At 65.7% G+C, this 16591-nt stretch carries 16 protein-coding genes; 13 read left to right on the forward strand and 3 right to left on the reverse strand.

Annotated features, from left to right (window positions below):
- Positions 1–37 precede the first annotated feature (37 nt).
- The 8 genes from AC3A4H_RS21470 to AC3A4H_RS21505 are packed head-to-tail and all read left to right on the forward strand — an operon-like array spanning position 38 to position 7624.
- On the forward strand, positions 38–1066 hold the full coding sequence (locus tag AC3A4H_RS21470) for an ABC transporter substrate-binding protein (RefSeq protein WP_487768528.1): 1029 nt from the start codon (positions 38–40) through the stop codon (positions 1064–1066).
- A gap of 57 nt (positions 1067–1123) precedes the next feature.
- Positions 1124–2212, forward strand: coding sequence for an ABC transporter ATP-binding protein (locus AC3A4H_RS21475; protein ID WP_487768529.1), 1089 nt, complete (start codon positions 1124–1126; stop codon positions 2210–2212).
- Complete coding sequence (locus AC3A4H_RS21480) at positions 2209–3060, forward strand: ABC transporter permease (protein ID WP_487768530.1); 852 nt, start codon at positions 2209–2211, stop codon at positions 3058–3060. The genes AC3A4H_RS21475 and AC3A4H_RS21480 overlap by 4 nt, the downstream gene beginning before the upstream one ends.
- Positions 3057–3845 carry an ABC transporter permease gene (locus AC3A4H_RS21485; RefSeq protein WP_487768531.1) on the forward strand — a complete coding sequence of 263 codons (789 nt, stop codon included), beginning with the start codon at positions 3057–3059 and terminating at the stop codon, positions 3843–3845. The genes AC3A4H_RS21480 and AC3A4H_RS21485 overlap by 4 nt, the downstream gene beginning before the upstream one ends.
- A gap of 16 nt (positions 3846–3861) precedes the next feature.
- Positions 3862–4683, forward strand: a complete 822-nt coding sequence (locus AC3A4H_RS21490) for a polysaccharide deacetylase family protein (protein ID WP_209709991.1) — start codon at positions 3862–3864, stop codon at positions 4681–4683.
- Positions 4680–5435, forward strand: a complete 756-nt coding sequence (locus tag AC3A4H_RS21495; protein WP_487768532.1) for an SDR family NAD(P)-dependent oxidoreductase — start codon at positions 4680–4682, stop codon at positions 5433–5435. Before AC3A4H_RS21490 ends, AC3A4H_RS21495 begins: the two co-directional genes overlap by 4 nt.
- A gap of 16 nt (positions 5436–5451) precedes the next feature.
- Entirely contained in the window at positions 5452–6210 is a 759-nt protein-coding gene (locus tag AC3A4H_RS21500; RefSeq protein WP_487768533.1) for an SDR family NAD(P)-dependent oxidoreductase, read from the forward strand.
- Between the two features lie 25 nt (positions 6211–6235).
- Positions 6236–7624, forward strand: a complete 1389-nt coding sequence (locus AC3A4H_RS21505; protein WP_487768534.1) for an amidase — start codon at positions 6236–6238, stop codon at positions 7622–7624.
- 16 nt (positions 7625–7640) lie between these two features.
- Here AC3A4H_RS21505 and AC3A4H_RS21510 read toward each other — a convergent pair whose 3' ends face one another.
- On the reverse strand, positions 7641–8618 hold the full coding sequence (locus AC3A4H_RS21510; RefSeq protein WP_487768535.1) for a threonine ammonia-lyase: 978 nt from the start codon (positions 8616–8618) through the stop codon (positions 7641–7643).
- Positions 8619–8620: 2 nt separating this feature from the next.
- Complete coding sequence (locus tag AC3A4H_RS21515; RefSeq protein ID WP_487768536.1) at positions 8621–9385, reverse strand: GntR family transcriptional regulator; 765 nt, start codon at positions 9383–9385, stop codon at positions 8621–8623.
- A gap of 154 nt (positions 9386–9539) precedes the next feature.
- On the opposite strand from AC3A4H_RS21515, the gene AC3A4H_RS21520 reads away from it, so the two are divergent.
- The 4 genes from AC3A4H_RS21520 to kynU all read left to right on the forward strand — a co-directional run bounded on the left by AC3A4H_RS21520 (position 9540) and on the right by kynU (position 13575).
- A complete protein-coding gene (locus AC3A4H_RS21520) occupies positions 9540–10526 on the forward strand; it encodes an ABC transporter substrate-binding protein (protein ID WP_487768537.1) in 987 nt (328 codons plus the stop codon).
- A gap of 66 nt (positions 10527–10592) precedes the next feature.
- The gene (locus tag AC3A4H_RS21525; protein ID WP_487768538.1) at positions 10593–11372 is read left to right on the forward strand and encodes an ABC transporter ATP-binding protein; all 780 of its coding nucleotides are present in this window, start codon (positions 10593–10595) and stop codon (positions 11370–11372) included.
- Positions 11373–11375: 3 nt separating this feature from the next.
- Positions 11376–12308, forward strand: a complete 933-nt coding sequence (locus AC3A4H_RS21530; protein ID WP_487768539.1) for an ABC transporter permease — start codon at positions 11376–11378, stop codon at positions 12306–12308.
- A gap of 19 nt (positions 12309–12327) precedes the next feature.
- Positions 12328–13575, forward strand: coding sequence for a kynureninase (gene kynU / locus AC3A4H_RS21535; protein ID WP_487768540.1), 1248 nt, complete (start codon positions 12328–12330; stop codon positions 13573–13575).
- 80 nt (positions 13576–13655) lie between these two features.
- Here the strand turns inward: kynU and AC3A4H_RS21540 are convergent, their stop codons facing one another.
- The gene (locus AC3A4H_RS21540; protein WP_487768541.1) at positions 13656–13823 is read right to left on the reverse strand and encodes a hypothetical protein; all 168 of its coding nucleotides are present in this window, start codon (positions 13821–13823) and stop codon (positions 13656–13658) included.
- A 262-nt stretch (positions 13824–14085) separates the two neighbouring features.
- Here AC3A4H_RS21540 and AC3A4H_RS21545 point away from each other — a divergent pair, with 262 nt between their 5' ends.
- On the forward strand, positions 14086–16578 hold the full coding sequence (locus AC3A4H_RS21545; RefSeq protein WP_487768542.1) for a heavy metal translocating P-type ATPase: 2493 nt from the start codon (positions 14086–14088) through the stop codon (positions 16576–16578).
- Positions 16579–16591: the final 13 nt, after the last annotated feature.

Below are 16591 nucleotides of genomic sequence, written 5' to 3' on the forward strand. Positions count from 1 at the left end.
CCTGGAATTGGCCCCACGCACCGAAATGGGAGCGCACATGAAAATCACTGCCCGAATTGCCAAAGCCGCCGCTCTTGCCGGCGCCATCCTGTTCCCGGCTGCCGCCGGTGCCGAGGAACTGGTCGTGGGAGCCTTCGGCGGCTCCTTCGCCGACAATGCCAAGGCCTGCTATGTCGAGCCCTTCGAGAAGGCGACCGGCGCGACCGTCACGCTGAAGCTGGCGAACTCCTCGCAGCACGCCGCTTCCGTGCGCGCCACCGCGGGCGAGTCCGACATGGACGTCGTGTTCATGGACGATGCCTTCGCCGCCCAGCTCAAGAACGAAGGCCTGACCGAGAAGCTCGACCGCTCCAAGCTGACCCACGCCGACGAGATCGTCCCCGACGCCTGGGGCGCGGACGACGCCTATGTCGTGGCGATGCTGAGCGCGACCACTCTCGTCTACAACCCGCAGACGGTGACCACGCCGCCGACCTCCTGGAAGGACCTGTTCGACCCGAAATATGCCGGCCGCGTCACCATCGGCGACATTTCCGGCACCACCGGCTGGCAGTTCCTGATGGCCGTCAACAAGATGGAAGGCGGCTCGCTCGAAGATATCACCCCCGGCCTGAAGGCGATCAAGCCGCTGGCTCAGAATTCGGTGGTGCTCTACACGCAGGCCGACCAGGTCGTGTCGTTGTTCGAGCGCGGCGAAGTGGACATCGCCGTCTGGTATCCGGACCGCGCCGGCGTCGCCGCGCAGAAGGGCCTGCCGGTGGCGGTCGCCTATCCGCAGGAAGGCGCTGTCGCCATCAAGCCCAGCGTCGTCATGCCCAAGGGCACGCAGAAGAGCGATCTCGCGCTGAAGTTCATCGATCAGGTGCTGTCGGCCGAGAGCCAGAAGTGCTTCTCCGAAGCTGCCTTCATCGGCTCGGTCAACAAGAACGTGAAGCTCTCGGACGAGGCCTCCAAGATCGTGCCGACCGGCGAGGTCGTCGAAAAGCTCCTGTTCCTGGACCCCAACACCATGTCGCAGAAGCTGCCCGAGTGGACACGCCAGTGGCAGCGCGAAGTCGCGCGCTGACAAGCTTCATCGGCGGCGGGCATTGAAGCGCCCGCCGCGGAACCTCCGAGGTAGATCGTGAGCAGCCTGAAACTCGACCATCTTTCGAAGCACTACGGCGAGGCCGTTATCGTGCGCGACCTCTCGCTGGAGATCGCCAATGGCGAGTTCGTGTCGCTGCTCGGCCCTTCCGGCTGCGGCAAGACGACGGTGCTGCGCATGGTCGCCGGCCTGATTGCGCCGACCGGAGGCAAGATCACCATCGGCGAGCGCGAGATTACCGTGCTGCCGCCGAACAAGCGGCGCATCGGGCTGGTGTTCCAGTCCTATGCGCTGTTCCCGCATCTCACCGTGTTCGAGAACGTCGCCTTCGGCCTGCGCCGGCAGGGCGTGAAGGGTAGCGAGCTCGAAAAGCGGGTCAAGGACGCGCTGGCGCTGGTGCGGCTGGACACCTTCGGCGATCGCTATCCGCGCCAGATGTCGGGCGGCCAGCAGCAGCGCGTCGCCATGGCGCGCGCGATCGCGCCGCGCCCCGACGTGCTTTTGTTCGACGAGCCACTGTCGAACCTCGACGCCAAGCTGCGCGACGAGATGCAGATCGAGCTGAAGCGCCTTCAGCGCGAGCTCGGCATCACCACGCTTTTCGTCACCCACGACCAGGCCGAGGCGCTGTCGCTTTCGGATCGTGTGTGCGTCATGGCCCATGGCAATATCGAGCAGTTCGCTTCGCCAGAGGACATCTATCACCGCCCCGCGACCGCCTTCGTGGCGAGCTTCATCGGCAAGCCCAACCGGCTGCCCGGCAAGGTTGCGAGCCGCAACGGGGCAGGGGGCACGGTCGAGATCGGCGGCGGGCTGACGCTGAACGCCGACCGGCTGGAAGCGGCCGTCGGCGACGAGGTCGAGCTGTTCCTTCGGCAGGAAGCCATTGAGCTGCGCACGACGCCTGCCGAGGCTCCGGCAAACTCTATTCCCGGCACGGTGCAGCTGCGCTCCTTCTCGGGCGCGCATGTGCAATATGTGGTGCGCATCGGCGCGAACACCGAAATCGTGGTCGAGGCGCCGTCGAGCGGCGCTGCGAGCAACCTCGAGAAGGACGCTTCTGTCTACCTCGCCGTCGCGCCGGCCAATGTCTTCGCTCTCGCGGCCAAGGGAGCGCGCTCGTGAGCAACTGGAAGGCGGGCGCGCTGCTTTTCGGGCCGCTGGCGCTGCTGCTTGTCGGCGCCTTTATTGTCCCGGTGCTGCTGCTGGCTCCGACCAGCTTTCACGAATATTCGCCCGGCGTGGGCATCGTCACCGATTCCTGGACGCTGCAAAACTACATCCGCATCATCGCCGACGACTATTATCGCGAGGTGGTTTGGCGCACGCTCTATCTCGGGCTCGGCGTCACCGTTTCGTGCCTGCTGCTCGGCTATCCCGTGGCCTATCTCATCGTGCGCGGGCCGGCGCGGCTGCGCCTGCCGCTGACGCTGCTGGTCATCTTCCCGCTGATGCTCAACCTCGTCGTGCGCTCCTTCGGCTGGATCGCGCTTCTGTCCAATCGCGGGCTGGTCAACAATTTCCTGATGCAGACCGGGCTGATCGGCGCGCCGCTGAAGCTGATGTTCAACCTCACCGGCCTCATGATCGGCATGACCCATATCTACCTGCCATTCATGGTGCTGATGCTGGTGGCCGCACTCCAGAACGTGCCGCGCGATGTCGAGGCGGCCGCTGCTACGCTTGGCTCTAGCCGCAGCCATGTCTTCACTTCCGTGACGCTGCCGCTGACGGCGCCGGGCATCATCTCCGGCTCGATCCTGGTCTTCGTGCTCACCATCAGCGCGCTGGTCACGCCGCGCATGCTGGGCGGGCCGACCTACAAGGTCATGGCGACGCTGATTTATGACGAATACATGCAGCTTCTCGACTGGCCGAGCGGCTCGGCACTGTCTTTCTCGCTGACTGTCATCGCCATTGCCATCATCTGGGCTTCCAGCCGCATCACCAAACGCTGGGCGGGCATGGCATGAACGAGAGCAAACCCGGTCTCACCATCACCTCGATTGCGCTGCTGGTCATATTGTTCCTGCAGCTGCCGGTCATCGTCGTGGTGCTCGCGGCCTTCAGCACGACTTCCTATCTGACGATCCCGCCGCAGGGGCTGACCCTGAAATGGTTCGCCAAGGTGCTGAGCGATCCCGTCTATCTCGACGCGATCCGCATCAGCCTGACGCTGGCGGTCGGCTCCACGGCGATCTCGCTGGTGCTGGGCGTGGCGGCGGCCTATGCGCTGTTCAAGCGCATGCTGCCGGGTACGGAGGCGCTGACCTCGTTCCTGATGGCGCCGCTGATCCTGCCGTCGGTCGTGATCGGCGTGGCGCTGCTGCAATATTACAGCCTGATCGGCTGGCGCGGCAGCTTCGCCGCGCTGCTTCTGGCGCATGTCATCATCACAGTGCCCTATATCGTGCGCTCGGCGCTTGCCAGCCTTGCCGGCGTCGACATGTCGGTGGAGGAGGCCGCGCGCGTGCTGGGGGCCAATGGTTTTACCGCCTTCCGGCTGGTGACCCTGCCGCTCATCAAGCCGGGCCTCGTCGCCGGCGCGCTGTTCGCCTTCGTAACCTCGATGGAGAACGTGCCGGTCACCATCTTCGTCGCCAGCGCCAAGCAGACGACGCTGCCGATCCTCATCTTCTCCTCGGTGGAAATGGGCGTCGACCCAAGCATTGCCGCGGTCTCGACGCTGCTGATCGTCGCCACGGTCGTCGTTCTGTGGCTGGCCGAGCGCTGGACCGGCTTCCACCGCTTCATCTGAAAATACGGGTACCGACATGAGCTTGACCAGCAAGGGCTTTCCGCTGTTCCTCACCTTTGATCTCGACGCCGAGACCATGTGGACGGCGCGCGACCCCTCCTATGCCTCGCGGCCGATCCTGATGTCGCAGGGCGCGTATGGCTGGAAGGTCGGCACTGGCCGCGTGCTGGAACTGCTGGCGCGCTACGGCGTCACCTCCACCTTCTTCGTGCCGGGCCTCGTCATCGACCAGCGGCCTGAGTTGATGGAGCAGATCCTGAAGGCCGGCCACGAGATCGCCCACCACAGCTACAGCCACGCCTGGATCCTCAGCCTCACGCCCGAGCAGGAGCGCGAGGAGATGGAGAAGGGCATCGAGGCCATCCAGCGCGTCACCGGCCGCAAGCCGCGCGGCTGGCGTTCGCCGGCGGCCGAGATCAGCGCCGTCACCATGCCGATGCTGGTGGAATACGGCTTCGACTATTCCTCCAACTTCTTCGACGACGACTCGCCCTATCTGCACACGGTGGAGGGCAAGAAGACCGACATCGTCGAGCTGCCCTTCCGCTGGGTGCTCGATGACGCGCCGTTCTTCCAGTATTCGATTGTGCTGCCCGGCCGCACCATGCAGGCGCCCTCGGCGGTGGCCGAGGTGTGGAAGTCGGAGTTCGACACGCTCTATGCCGAAGGCCGCATGATGATGGTGGGCATGCACCCGCAGCTCATCGGCCAGCCGTCGCGGCTCAAGGCGCTGGAAGCGCTGATCGAGCACGCGCTGAGCCACCCCAATGTCTGGATCGGCCGCTGCGACGAGATCGTCGACGACATGCGCCCGAAGCTGAAGGCAGCCGGACTGTGAGCCAGGGTTTTGCGGGCCGCCGCATCGTGGTGACGGGCGCGGCCCAGGGCATCGGCCTTGCGACCGTGGAGCGTTTTTTGGCGGTGGGCGCGAAAGTCGGCTGCCTTGATCGCGATGCGAAGGCCCTGGCGGCGCTAAGCGAACGTTTCGAAGCCGAAACCATCCACATTGTGGTCTGTGACGTAGCCGTTTCGACCGAGGTGACGAGAGCCATCGACGCCTGCGCCGAAGCTCTTGGCGGCTTGGATGGCGTGGTCAATTCGGCCGGCGTCGATCTGGTGAGCCCGATCGAGGAGATGAGCGACGAGGCCTGGGCTCGCATCATGGCCGTCAATCTCAGCGGCCCTATGCATGTGTGCCGCGCGGCATTCCCGCATCTGCGCGCGGCCGGCGGCGGCACCATCGTCAACGTTTCGTCCGGCGCGGGGCTGCAGCCGCTGCGCCATCGCAGCGCCTATTCGGCTTCCAAGGCCGCGCTGCAGATGTTCTCGAAATCACTCTCCATGGAAGCGGCCGAGTTCGGCATCCGAGTCAACACGGTCTGCCCGGGTGCTGTGGAAACGGCACTCCTGCATTCCAGCATCGCCGAGGACGCCGAGGCAGCCCTGGCCGCCATCCGCAACCGCTACGCGCTCGGCCGCATTGCCTCGCCGGACGAGATCGCGGCGGCGATCTTCTGGCTGTCGGGGCCGGAGTCATCCTACGTCACCGGCACGGCCATGGCCGTCGACGGCGGCCGTACGTTCCATTGATTTGGAGAACGGAGCCATGAGCGCAGCGACAGGTCGTTTCGAGGGCAAGCTGGCCATGGTCACCGGCGCCGGCAACGGCATCGGCGCGGCGACGGCCCGGCGTTTTGTCGCCGGGGGCGCGCATGTCGCCGCGATCGACCTCGATGTTGCCGGCTTGGCTGAGGGCCTTGGCGACCTGCCGCAGGACCGCGTGCTGACCATGGCCGGCGACTGCACCGACGCCGCCGTGCTGGAAGCCTTCCATGCGGCCGCGACGGAAAAGTTTGGGCCGGTCGACATCCTCTTCAACAATGTCGGCCAGAGCGGCCGCGAGCGCTCCGCGCCCTTCCACGCCTCGCAGGAGGATGTCTGGCGTTTTGTCTTTGAAGTTTCGCTGTTCAGCACCATGCGGCTGTCACGCCTCGTTGCGCCGGCAATGCGCGAGCGCGGCGGCCGCATCGTCAACATGTCGAGCGACGCCGCTTTCGTCGGCGATGCCGGGCTGGTCGACTATGCGACCGCCAAGATGGGCATTGTCGGCTTCACCCGCTCGCTGGCGCGGGAACTGGCACCGCATGGCGTGACCGTCAACGCAGTCGCCCCCGGCGCCATCCGCACCCGCGCGCATGACAAGATGCCGGCAGACGTGCTGGACCGCATCAAGGTGGCGACGCCGGCCGGTTTCGTCGGCGAACCGGAGGACGTGGCAGGCGTGGTCTGCTTCCTCGCCAGCCAGGACGCGCGCTTCATCACCGGCCAGACGCTGCTGATCGACGGCGGCCGCTGGATGATCTGACCGAACTTTTCTGCCGGAGGCTGCCATGACCGAGATTGCCGAACTGTCCGCCGTAGCCTTGGCCACCGCAATCCGTGCGAAGGAGATTTCGCCGGTGGAGGCAGTGGAGGCCGCGTTCGCGCGCATCGCGGACCGCTCCGACCTCAACGCCTTCATGGCGCTGGCGCATGAGCGCGCCCGCGAACAAGCCAAGGTTGCCGAAGTCGCCGTTATGCGCGGCGACGAACTTGGCGCGCTGCACGGCTTGCCGTTTTCGGTGAAGGACCTGACCACCACCGAAGGCATTGCCACCACCCAGGGCTCGGCGCTTTATGCAAACCAGATGCCGGCAGCCGATGCGGTCGGCGTGGCCCGTGCGCGGGCTGCGGGGGCAATCGTCATCGGCAAGACGACGACGCCGGAATTCGGTCACAAGCCATTTACGGAAGGCCCGTTCTTTGGACGCACCCTCAATCCGTGGAATGCGGACTATACCTGCGGCGGCTCCAGCGGCGGCGCGGCCGTGGCGGTCGCGGCCGGCATGGGGCCGCTGGCGCTCGGCACCGATGGCGGCGGCTCGATCCGCATTCCAGCCGCCTGTTGCGGCGTGGTGGGCCTGAAGGCAACACTCGGCGTCATCCCAAACCTGCAAGCACCCGATCTCTTCGGCGCGAACTCTTATGTCGGGCCGATGGCCCGCAACGTCGCCGACACGGCGATGATGTTCGACGTGTTGGCAGGACCCGACCGCCGCGATCCGTTCGGGCAGGCGGCACCCGCGCCGGCCGACCGCGATGCCGGCAAGCCGGTGCGTGTGGGCTTTTTGTTGAAATGCGGCAATATCCTCGATCCGGAGGTCGAGGCCGCGACCGTGGCGGCGATGCGCAAGGCAGAGGCGCTGGGCATGAAGGTTGAACCCATCGAACTTGATTTCGTCTCGATGGAAGAGCCGTTCCTGGTCGTGTTGCGCTCGCTGCTTTGGGCACGCGTCGGCAAGGCGATGGAAAAGCTCGACCTGACGCTGATTGAGACCATCAAGGCCGGCATGAATTACTCGGCGGCCGACCTCTGCGAGGCGCAGTTCGCGCGCACGGCATGCTTCGCCAAGGTGCAGGAAGTGCTGGAGCGCTGCGACGTGATCGCTTCGCCGACACTTTCGGCCCCGGCGCTGCCTGTCGGGCTCGATCCGCTGGGCCGTGTCGAGATCGCGGGTCGCGATGCTGGCACGATCCGGGGTGCCTGGTATCCGTACACGTTCCCGTTCAACCTGACGGGCCATCCCGCGCTGTCCATTCCGAGCGGCTTGTCGTCCGCCGGCCTGCCGATCGGCCTGCAGCTTGTCGGGCGCTGGCACGAGGACCGCTTCCTGCTCGACTGCGCGGCGAAGCTGGAAGAGGCGGTCGGCTTTTCGTCGGCTCACCTCTTGCCGCGGTGAGCCTTCTGCGAGGCCTTTAGGCCGAAGGAATTTCCCCGCGCAGCACCTGCATATAATCTTCGGCGTCGATATTGCCGCCGGAGACGATGCAGACGACATTGCCGGTCGTGTGCGGGTTGGTCATCGCCGCTGCAAGTGCGGCAGCGCCTGCACCTTCGGCAACGATCTTCGCCCTGGCAAACAGCAGGCGCATGGCCTCCACCACCTGCGCGAGCGTGACCACGGCGGAGCCGTCTATCAGTTCGCGCACCAGGGGCCACATCTGTGGCAGTAGCGAAGGGCCGCCGATGCTCTTGATGAAGGCCGGCGTGGTTTCGATATCCACGATGCGCCCGGCGGCGAGGGCTGCCGTGACTGGCGCGGCGTGCTCGCCTTCGACGGCGAAGACTTTTGCCTCCGGCCGCAGCGCCTTCACCGCGCTGGCGACACCGCTGGTCAGGGAGCCGCCGCCATAAGGCGTCAGCACGCAGTCGACCTCGGGCAGGTCCTCGATAATTTCCAGGCCGATGGTGCCGTTGCCGGCCAGCACTGCCTGGTCTGTCACCGGGTTGATGAGAAGTTCGGTCAGCTCCGGGCGCTCGGCATCGGTGATGTATTGCCACCACGCCTCGTGCGAGATGAAGCGCACCTCGCCGCCGAGTTTCTGCACGCCTTCTATCTTGGCCTTCGGCGCGTCGGCATACATGTAGGCCGCCATCGGGATGCCTACGTGGCGCGCGGCCCAGGCCATGCCATAGGCCATGTTGCCGGAGGAAACGGTGGCGACGCCGTTGCGCAACTCGGCGGCATCGCGCGTCAGCACGGCATTGAGCGCGGGCCTGATCTTGAATGCGCCGATGGGCGACAGGGTTTCGAGCTTGAGGAAAATCTGGCGGTCGGGCAGGCCGAGGTCGAGAGGGACCAGGGGCGTGCGGGCAAGATGCGGCGCGAGACGGTCCCGCGCGGCGTGAACCTCGTCCAGCGTCGGGCGACGGGGAGCAGTCTTCTCTATCATGATCAGCTGGTCGCTTCGGCCTTTGCGGGAGCTGCGGAGTTCGTCCGCTCTTCCTCGGCGTGAATGTAGACATGCAGCGTGTAGCCGATGTGCTCGGTCATCAACGCCTTGGCGCGTTCCACATCGCGGTCGAGTGCGGCCTCCATCAGCGCGGTATGGTGCTCCAGCGCCATGGCTTCGCGCAGGGCGGCCACGGCTTCCTCATAGCCGCTCTTGAGGCCGGCGGCGGCGCGCAGCGTCGGCGCAAGGCCGAGGAAGCGATGGTGCCGCCGCAACTGGTCGGCAAGCGTCTTGCGGAAGTGGAGCAGCCAGCGTGATTGGGCGGCGCTCAGCAGCGCGGCATGGAAAGCCTGGTGCTTCTCGTCCCATTCATTGACGGCATCGTCTGATGGATCGTCCACGGCCAGCTTGCAGCGCGACAGGCGAAAATGTGCCGTCACGACAGCCTCTTCCCAGTCGCTGCCTCCGTTTTCGATAGACTCGATGAAGAGCGGAACTTCCACCACCTGCCGTGCCCGGGTGAGGTCTTCCAGCTCAGCGCGCGACACGGGCGCGACGGCAAAGCCGCGATTGCTCTCCGCCGTCACCAGGCCTTCCGCCTCCAGCCGCGACAGGGCTTCTCGAAGTGGTGTCCAGCCGATGCCATAGGCGGTGCGCAGAGCGCCCAGCTTCAAATGCTGGCCGGGGCTCAGGCGCGTCTCCAGAATGTCCCGCCGAAGCGTCTGGTAGGCGGCTTCGGTCTTGGTGGTGTGTTCGCCGTTCTGCATCTCGGTAACTAGGGTTATATATCATGAGGGTGCTTCGCAAGAATTATATATAATGTTTGACAGGTGATTTGCGCCGGCTATGATCCTTCTCCAATCGCAGCCACCAGCTGCGGTCCGCGATCGTCGCGGCACGTTTCGATATGGGAGGAATGACATGAACAAGGCAAAGACCGGCTGGCTGCGCGGCATCGTGGCGGCTGGCGTTTTCGCGGCGGGCATCGGCTCCGCGCTGGCTGATCCGATCAAGATCGGCATCGCCAATTTCGGCGAGCATCCGCAGCTCAACGCTTCGATCGAAGGCTTCAAGAAGGCGCTGGCCGACGCCGGCTATGTCGAGGGCACGGACGTCGTCTACACCGAAAGCCATACCAATTTCGACGCCTCGCTGGTGCCGCAGATGATCGCCAAGCTGCAAGCGGAAAACCCGAAGCTGATCTACACCGTGACCACGCCGGTTTCGCAGATCGCCAAGAAGGCGCTGGCCGGCTCCGGCATCCCGGTCGTCTTCACCGCTGTCACCGATCCGGTCGCGGCCAATCTGGTTCCGTCGTGGGATGCCGGCGACGAAGGCATCACCGGCGCAACCGACCTGCAGGACATCGCCGCGGTGATGGAATTCACGCGCAAGCTGCTGCCCAATGCCAAGCGCTTCGGCCAGCCCTACAATCCGGGCGAGGCCAATGACGTGGCGCTGCTCGACAAAGTGAAGGAAGCGGCTCCGGCAGCCGGTTTTGAGGTCGTTCCGGTGGGCGTCGACAATGTCAACGACATCCAGCAGCGCATCGCCTCCCTCGCCGGCAAGGCCGACGTGATCTACACGCCTGCCTCCAATTTGCTGCAGCCGGCGATCGCCGCCGTTGCCGCCGCTGCCCGCCAGGCCGGCATCCCGATCGTCAACTCCGACGACGACGCCGTGCGCAAGGGCATCGTGCCGGCGAGCTTCGCCGTCAACTACACGCAGGTCGGCATGAATGGCGGCAAGATCGCGGCCGAGATCCTGAAGGGCGCCGACCCGAAGACCATCGCTCCGAGCCGCCCGGCCTATGAGGACCATGCGCCCCTGATCAACAAGGCGACCCTCAAGGAATTCGGCGCCGAGCTGCCGGCTGAGCTGGAAAACTGCAACTGCTTCGTCGACTGATCTGTCGTCATCTAACAGATGCGGCGGCGCGGTTCGCGCCGCCGCATCCGTAAAAGGGAGGTGCCCGTGCTGGAAATCCGGTCGGCGCAAAAAACATTCTACCGCGGACAGGCAGACGAAAAGGTCGCCCTAGACGGGCTGAACCTGAAGCTTGCCACCGGCGAATTCGGGGTCGTCATCGGCTCCAACGGCGCCGGCAAGAGCAGCATGCTCAATGCCATTTCGGGCGCCCTGGGCCTCGATTCAGGACAGATACTGGTCAACGGCAACGACGTTTCCGGCATGCCTGTGCACAAGCGCGCGGTGCGGCTGGCCCGCGTGTTCCAGGACCCCATGAAGGGCACTGCCGCTTCGATGACGGTGGCCGAAAACATGCTGCTTGCCGAATTGCGCAGTTCGAAACGCACGCTGCGGCGCGGCCTGACCGCTGCCCGGCTCGCTTCCTATCGCGAGCGCCTTTCCATCCTGGGCCTTGGCCTTGAAAATCGCCTCGACACGCGCGTGGAGCTGCTTTCGGGCGGCCAGCGCCAGTCGCTCTCATTGATCATGGCGGTGGGCGGCTCGCCCGACCTGCTGCTGCTCGACGAACATACGGCGGCGCTGGACCCGCGCACGGCCGACATTGTCATGGACGCCACGGTTCGCGCCGTGGAGGCGCTGAAGCTGACGACGCTGATGGTCACCCACAACATGCAGCACGCGGTCGATTTCGGCCATCGCGTGATCATGCTCGATGCCGGCCGCGTTCGGCTCGAAATTGGTGGCGACGAGAAGGCGAAGGTTACTGTCGCCGACCTGATCGGCCACTTTGCCGTCAAGACCGACCGCATGCTGCTGGCGAGCTGACCGATGCTGGATTTCGTTCAAACCACCGTGGCGAGCTTCATCTCGCTCATTCCCGTCACGCTCGCGCAGAGCCTGATCCTCAGCTTCGTGGTGCTGGGCATCATGATCCCGTTCCGCATGCTGAGCTTCCCCGACCTCACCAGCGAGGGCGCGTTCCCGCTCGGCGGCTGCGTATGCGGCGTCATGCTGGCCGCCGGGGCCTCGCCGCTGACGGCGATTGCCTGCGCGCTGCTGGCCGGCTTCGCCGCCGGCTGCTGCACGGCCTTCATCCATCTGCGCTTCCGCATCCACACGCTGCTGGCCGGCATTCTCATGATGACGATGCTCTACAGCATCAATCTGCGCATCATGGGCAAGTCCAACCTGTCGGTGTTCGGTGCGCCCACCGTGTTCGACTGGGTGCCGTTCGTGCAGCCGGGCTTCCCGGTCAGCAAGATCATTGCGGCCGGCCTGATCGCGCTCGTCGTGTTCATCCTGCTCAACATGTTCTTCAAGACCGAGCAGGGCACGGCCGTTCGCGCCGTCGGCGCCAACCCAGACATGGCCGAGGCGCAGGGCATTAACGTCTGGGCCGCGACCATCGGCGGTGTCGGCCTGGCCGGCGCCTTCTCCGCGCTCAGCGGGGCGGTGATGGTGCAGTCGCAGGGCTTTGCCGACGTCAACATGGGCCTCGGCATCCTCATCAACGGCCTGGCCGCGCTGATGATCGGCGAGGCCATCGTCGGCAAGCAGACGGTCTTGCGCCAGCTGACGGCGCCTTTCGTCGGCGCCATTGTCTACTACCAGCTCGTGTCGCTCTGCCTTGCAGCCGGCATGCCGCCTCCGGACCTGAAGCTCGCCACCGGCCTGTTCGTGCTCGCCATGCTGGCGTTGCCGAGCCTGCGCCGCGGCCGCAGCCGCGGCCCGGCCCCCGCCCGCGAAGCCTTCCGCGAATGATACGAGGATAGTCGAAGTCATGACTGCAATTCCCGACCTGGCGTCGATCGAAGCCCGCGACGCCGCCGATCCACTGCGCCATATGCGCGACCGCTTCGTGCTACCGGATGGCGTGATCTATCTCGACGGAAACTCGCTTGGTGCAGCTTCCAGGAACGTCTTCGTCGAGCTGGACAAGGCGGCCAAGGAAGAATGGGCCGAGGGCCTGATCCGCAGCTGGAACAAGGCGGGCTGGTTCGACCTCACCGTCGAACTGGGCGACAAGGTGGGCCGGCTGATCGGCGCGGAAGCCGGCGAAACCGTGGTCTGCGACACCACCTCGACCAACATCTACAAGGCGCTGCATGCGGCGTTGTCGATGCGGCCCGGCCGTTCGGTGATCGTGGCCGAGGGTGACAGTTTTCCGACCGACCTCTACATGGCCGAGGGCGTGGCGGCGACCCGGCCGGGCGTGACCATCCGTCTCGAAGGCGTCGACGCCGAAAACATCGAGGACCTGATCGACGAGAGCGTGGCCGTGGTTCTGGTCAACCACGTCAACTACAAGTCGGGCGAGCTGCGCGACATGGCGGCATTGACCGCCAGGGCGCATGCCGTCGGCGCGCTGGTGGTGTGGGACCTCTGCCATACGGCGGGTGCGCTGCCGGTCGATCTCAACGGCGCCAATGCCGACATGGCCGTGGGCTGCACCTACAAATATCTCAATGGCGGCCCGGGCGCCCCGGCCTTCATCTTTGCGGCCAGGCGTCATCATGACCAGATCCAGCAGCCGCTGTCGGGCTGGTGGGGCCACGCCCGGCCGTTCGCCTTCACGCAGGGCTATGAGGCAAGCCCCGGCATCCGTCGCTTCCTGTGCGGCACGCAGCCGATCCTGTCGCTGAGGGCGCTGAAGGGCGCGCTCGACGTGTGGGACGACGTCGACATGACGCTGCTGCGCAAGAAGAGCATCGAGCTGACCGAGCTGTTCATCCAGCTCGTCGAGGCCCGGTGCGGCGAATTCGGCGTCGAGCTGGAATGTCCGCGCGAGGGCGCGCGGCGCGGCAGTCAGGTCTCGTTCTCGCACGAGAATTCATACGAGATCATGCAGGCGCTGATCGAGCGGGACGTCATCGGCGACTTCCGCGCGCCGAACGTGATGCGCTTCGGCTTCACGCCGCTCTATGTCGGCTATCGCGACGTATGGAACGCCGTGGAGGTGCTGCGCGACATCCTCGCGACCGGCGCCTGGCAGGACAAGCGCTTCGCCGTGCGCACGGCCGTTACCTAGGCCAAGCCACGGCTTGGGCGTTGGCCTCGGGCCGACGCCCCGAAAGCATCTCATGCCACCGGGAATTTGCGGGAGAGGCCTTAGCTCGCCTTTTTCCCTTGCTCTTCGATGATCTTCTCGAAGTGCGCTATGTGCTGCTCAAGTGCCTTGTTGTCCATGAACGGGGTCAAGGTGGTTATGTCCTTGCCTCTGACCAGGTCGTGGCTCTGCACGGACTTCAGGCGAGCAAGCAGCTCGACGCGTTTCATCGCGGCTCCTTTCCCAGCGCACAATCCGCCAAAGCTGCGTGAGAAGATCGTGCGCTGCTTCAATGATTGAGCGGACCGGACGAAGGGCGGCGCTTGCCGCCTGCCGACCGCACTTCACGGGGTGATTTGGCACCCGATTCCTTGGAAGGGCTAAGTTGCCCTTCTTGTCAACTTCAGAAAAATTCGCCCACGCCCTTGACCTTCCAGTTACTGGAAGCCCTAGCTTCCGATCCTATATGAAGCCGGACATGGATTTGGAGCGATGAAACATCATCAACACGCAAGCTGCTGCCAGGCGCACGGAGGCGGCGATGCGCCCTCCGCGGGAGTCGTTCGCGACCCTGTCTGCGGGATGACCGTCGATCCGGCCGCCGGCAAGCCGACGGCCCAGTACATGGGACACGTCTACCATTTCTGCTGCGCGTCCTGCCGCGACAAGTTCACCAAGGCGCCGGAGAACTATCTGGAAGCGACCGACCCGGTCTGCGGCATGAAGGTGGACCGCGCGAGCGCAAAGCACTTTTCGCGTCATGAGGGGGAGGCCTTCTATTTCTGCTCGGTCGGCTGCAAGACCAAGTTCGAGGCCGCACCCGAAAAATATCTTGGCGACCGTCCGGCGCCGGAGCCGATGCCGGCCGGCACGCAATACACCTGCCCCATGCATCCCGAGATCATCCGCGACAAGCCCGGCTCCTGCCCGAAATGCGGCATGGCGCTGGAGCCGATGGGCGTGCCCACCGGCGAAGAGGGGCCGAACCCCGAGCTCATCGATTTCACCCGCCGCTTCTGGGTCAGCGCGGCGCTGTCGATCCCGCTTCTGGTCCTTGCCATGGGCCCGATGGTCGGCCTGCCGGTGCGCGACTGGTTCGGCGAGCGGCTTGCCGTCTGGATCGAGCTGGTGCTGGCCACGCCGGTGGTGCTGTGGGCAGCCTGGCCGTTCTTCCATCGTGGCTGGGAATCCATCGTCAACCGCAGCCCCAACATGTGGACGCTGATCGCGATCGGCGTCGGCGCGGCCTATCTCTACAGCGTCGTCGCCACGCTGTTTCCGGATGCCTTCCCGCATTCGTTCCGCGGCCATGGCGGTGCGGTGCCGGTCTATTTCGAGGCGGCGGCCGTTATCGTCGCGCTGGTGTTTCTCGGCCAGGTGCTGGAACTGAAGGCGCGCGAGCGCACCGGCTCGGCAATCCGCGCGCTGCTCGACCTTGCGCCGAAGACGGCGCGGCGGATCGGCACCGATGGCTCGGAGGTCGACGTGCCGCTGGACGAGGTCCAGGTGGGCGACCGGCTGCGCATCCGGCCGGGCGAAAGCGTGCCGGTCGATGGCGTCGTGGTCGAGGGCCGCTCGTCGGTGGACGAATCCATGATCACGGGCGAGTCCCTGCCGGTGGAGAAGACGCAGGGCGACCCGGTCACCGGCGGCACCATCAACAAGAACGGCTCGCTGGTCATGCACGCCGAGAAGGTCGGTGCCGACACCATGCTGTCGCAGATCGTGGCGCTGGTCGCCAAGGCGCAGCGCAGCCGCGCGCCGATCCAGGGGCTTGCCGATCGCGTCGCCTATTATTTCGTGCCGGCGGTGGTGCTGTCCGCCATCGCCTCCTTTGTCGCCTGGGCGATTTTCGGGCCGGAGCCGGCGATGATCTTCGCCATCGTCTCGGCCGTGTCGGTGCTCATCATCGCCTGCCCCTGCGCGTTGGGGCTTGCCACGCCGATGTCGATCATGACCGCGACCGGACGTGGCGCGCAGGCTGGCGTGCTGATCAAGGACGCCGAGGCGCTGGAGCGTTTCGCCCATGTCGACACGCTGATCGTCGACAAGACCGGCACGCTGACCGAGGGCCGGCCGGTGCTGACCGATGTCGTCACAGCCAACGGCTTTGACCAAGCCGAGCTTCTGATGCTTGCGGCGAGCCTCGAAAAGGCCTCGGAGCACCCGCTGGCAGAGGCGATCGTGGAGGGGGCAAAGGTGCGCGGTGCGGCGCTGGTCGATGTCGCGGACTTCCATGCCGTGACCGGCAAGGGCGTTGCCGGTGCCGTGGCGGGCAGGAAGGTAGCACTTGGCAACCGCGCCATGATGGACGAGGCGGGCGTTGACGGCGATGGGCTCGCCGCCAAGGCCGATGCGCTGCGCGCCGATGGCCGCACCGCGATGTTCGTCGGCGTCGACGGCAAGCTCGCGGGCATCGTCGCCGTCGCTGATCCCATCAAGTCGACCACCGCCGAAGCGATCCGCGCGCTGCACGAGAAGGGCCTGAAGATCATCATGGCGACAGGCGACAATGAGCGCACGGCAAAGGCCGTGGCGGCGCGGCTCGGCATCGACGAGGTGCGCGCCGACGTGCTGCCCGAAGGCAAGAAGGCACTGATCGACGAACTGCGCGCCAAGGGCTCGGTCGTCGCCATGGCCGGCGACGGCGTCAACGACGCGCTGGCGCTCGCCGCCGCCGATGTCGGCATCGCCATGGGCACCGGCGCGGACGTGGCCATGGAAAGCGCCGGCATCACGCTGGTGAAGGGAGACCTCACCGGTATCGTGCGGGCCCGCACGCTGGCGCAGGCCACCATCCGCAACATCAAGCAGAACCTGTTCTTCGCCTTTGTCTACAACACGCTCGGCGTGCCGATTGCGGCCGGCGTTCTCTACCCCGTCTTCGGCGTGCTGCTGTCGCCCATGCTGGCGGCGGCTGCCATGAGCCTGTCGTCGGTGTCGGTGATCGCCAATGCGCTGCGCCTGCGCACGCTGAAGCTCTGAAGGAGACGCAACC

This window comes from Pseudaminobacter sp. Soil_N_29 (assembly GCF_057656055.1).

What these genes read in the sequence shown, in the direction of transcription:
- AC3A4H_RS21470 (WP_487768528.1), top strand. Translation starts at nt 38, where the DNA reads ATGAAAATCACTGCCCGAATTGCCAAAGCCGCCGCTCTTGCCGGCGCC.
- AC3A4H_RS21485 (WP_487768531.1), top strand. Translation starts at nt 3,057, where the DNA reads ATGAACGAGAGCAAACCCGGTCTCACCATCACCTCGATTGCGCTGCTG.
- AC3A4H_RS21490 (WP_209709991.1), top strand. Translation starts at nt 3,862, where the DNA reads ATGAGCTTGACCAGCAAGGGCTTTCCGCTGTTCCTCACCTTTGATCTC.
- AC3A4H_RS21500 (WP_487768533.1), top strand. Translation starts at nt 5,452, where the DNA reads ATGAGCGCAGCGACAGGTCGTTTCGAGGGCAAGCTGGCCATGGTCACC.
- AC3A4H_RS21505 (WP_487768534.1), top strand. Translation starts at nt 6,236, where the DNA reads ATGACCGAGATTGCCGAACTGTCCGCCGTAGCCTTGGCCACCGCAATC.
- AC3A4H_RS21510 (WP_487768535.1), bottom strand. Translation starts at nt 8,618, where the DNA reads ATGATAGAGAAGACTGCTCCCCGTCGCCCGACGCTGGACGAGGTTCAC.
- AC3A4H_RS21515 (WP_487768536.1), bottom strand. Translation starts at nt 9,385, where the DNA reads ATGCAGAACGGCGAACACACCACCAAGACCGAAGCCGCCTACCAGACG.
- AC3A4H_RS21520 (WP_487768537.1), top strand. Translation starts at nt 9,540, where the DNA reads ATGAACAAGGCAAAGACCGGCTGGCTGCGCGGCATCGTGGCGGCTGGC.
- AC3A4H_RS21530 (WP_487768539.1), top strand. Translation starts at nt 11,376, where the DNA reads ATGCTGGATTTCGTTCAAACCACCGTGGCGAGCTTCATCTCGCTCATT.
- kynU (WP_487768540.1), top strand. Translation starts at nt 12,328, where the DNA reads ATGACTGCAATTCCCGACCTGGCGTCGATCGAAGCCCGCGACGCCGCC.
- AC3A4H_RS21540 (WP_487768541.1), bottom strand. Translation starts at nt 13,823, where the DNA reads ATGAAACGCGTCGAGCTGCTTGCTCGCCTGAAGTCCGTGCAGAGCCAC.
- AC3A4H_RS21545 (WP_487768542.1), top strand. Translation starts at nt 14,086, where the DNA reads ATGAAACATCATCAACACGCAAGCTGCTGCCAGGCGCACGGAGGCGGC.